Genomic DNA, 1,955 nt, shown 5'->3' with positions numbered 1-1,955 from the left:
TCCTGGGAGGCCTTCGAGCGGGCCGGCATCGACCCGGCCTCCGTGCGCGGCAGCCGGACCGGCGTGTTCGCCGGCGTGATGTACCACAACTACGCGGCCCGGGTCACCGAGATCCCCGACGGCGTCGGCGGCTTCCTCGGCACCGGCAACTCCAGCAGCGTGGTGTCCGGGCGCGTCTCGTACACCTTCGGCTTCGAGGGCCCGGCGGTCACCGTCGACACGGCCTGCTCCTCCTCGCTCGTCACGCTGCACCTGGCCGCGCAGGCCCTGCGCCGCGGTGAGTGCACGCTCGCCCTCGCGGGCGGCGTCACCGTCATGCCCAACCCGGACACCTTCGTCGACTTCGCCCTGCAGCGCGGCCTGGCCTCCGACGGCCGGATCAAGGCCTTCGCGGGCGCGGCCGACGGCACGTCCTGGTCGGAGGGTGTCGGCATGCTGCTCGTCGAGCGGCTGTCCGACGCGCAGCGCAACGGGCACAAGGTGCTTGCGGTGGTGCGGGGCTCGGCCGTCAACCAGGACGGTGCGTCGAACGGCCTGACGGCGCCGAACGGCCCGTCGCAGCAGCGGGTGATCCGGCAGGCGCTGGCCGACGCGGGCCTGACCACCGGTGACGTGGACGTGGTCGAGGCGCACGGGACGGGTACGCGACTGGGCGACCCGATCGAGGCGCAGGCGCTGCTGGCGACGTACGGGCAGGGGCGTGAGGGCGGCGAGCCGCTCTGGCTCGGCTCGGTGAAGTCCAACCTCGGCCACACCCAGGCGGCGGCCGGCGCGGCGGGCATCATCAAGATGGTGATGGCGCTGCGTGAGGGCGTGCTGCCGCGGACCCTGCACGTGGACGAGCCGACCCCGCACGTCGACTGGTCGGCGGGTGCGGTGGAGCTGCTGACCGAGGCGCGGGACTGGCCGGCGGTCGGGCGTCCGCGCCGGGCCGGCGTCTCGTCGTTCGGCATCAGTGGGACGAACGCCCATGTGGTGCTGGAGCAGGCGCCCGCCGAGAAGGCCGTCAAGACCGTCGAGGTGACGGTCGACGCTCCGGTGTCGTGGGTGGTGTCGGGCAAGACCGAGGCCGCGCTGCGCGACCAGGCCGCGAACCTGGCGGCGTTCGTCGGGGAGCGGCCGGAGCTGTCGCCGGTGGACGTCGGCTACTCGCTGGCGCTGTCGCGCTCCCGCTTCGAGCACCGGGCCGTCGTCTCCGGTGCGGACCGGGACGAGCTGCTTGCGGGCCTCGCGGCGCTCGCCGCCGGGGACGCCGCCGCGGCGGTTGCCTCGGCCGGTGGCCTTGCCTTCCTGTTCACGGGGCAGGGGAGCCAGCGGTCGGGGATGGGCCGGGAGCTGTACGGCACCTTCCCGGTGTTCGCGGCGGCTTTCGACGAGGTGTGCTCCCACCTGGACGTGCCGCTGAAGGACCTGGTCTTCGACGGGTCGGAGCTGCTGGACCAGACGGCGTACACGCAGGCGGCGCTCTTCGCCGTCGAGGTGGCACTGTTCCGCCTGGTGGAGTCGTGGGGTCTGAAGCCGGACTTCCTGGTCGGCCACTCCGTGGGCGAGATCGCTGCCGCCCACGTCGCGGGCGTGCTGTCGCTGGACGACGCCGCCAAGCTCGTCGAGGCGCGTGGGCGACTGATGCAGGCGCTGCCCACCGGTGGTGCGATGGCGGCGATCGAGGCGACCGAGGCGGAGGTGCTGCCGCTGCTGGCCGGCCGGGAGTCGGAGATCGCCATCGCGGCGGTCAACGGGCCTGCGTCGGTGGTGGTTTCGGGCGACGAGGCCGCCGTCCTTGAGGTGCTGGAGCACTGGAAGGCGCAGGGCCGCAAGGGTCGTCAGCTGCGGGTGAGCCACGCGTTCCACTCGCCGCGCATGGAGCCGATGCTGGCCGAGTTCCGCGCCGTGGCAGCCGAGTTGACCTACAGCGAGCCGACGTTCGCCGTCGTCTCCAACGTCACCGGTGAACT

The 1,955-nt window shown here is 73.2% G+C and carries 1 protein-coding gene; it reads left to right on the top strand.

Annotation, left to right across the window (positions count from 1 at the left end; genetic code table 11):
- On the top strand, nucleotides 1–1,955 hold a 1,955-nt coding region (locus ACFV1W_RS40520; RefSeq protein WP_380422577.1), incomplete at both ends, for a type I polyketide synthase.

The organism is Kitasatospora sp. NPDC059648 (genome assembly GCF_042734825.1).
Classification (GTDB): domain Bacteria; phylum Actinomycetota; class Actinomycetes; order Streptomycetales; family Streptomycetaceae; genus Kitasatospora.
The sequence above is the reverse complement of the archived record's forward strand: the minus strand, read 5'-3'. Positions and strand labels throughout refer to the sequence as shown.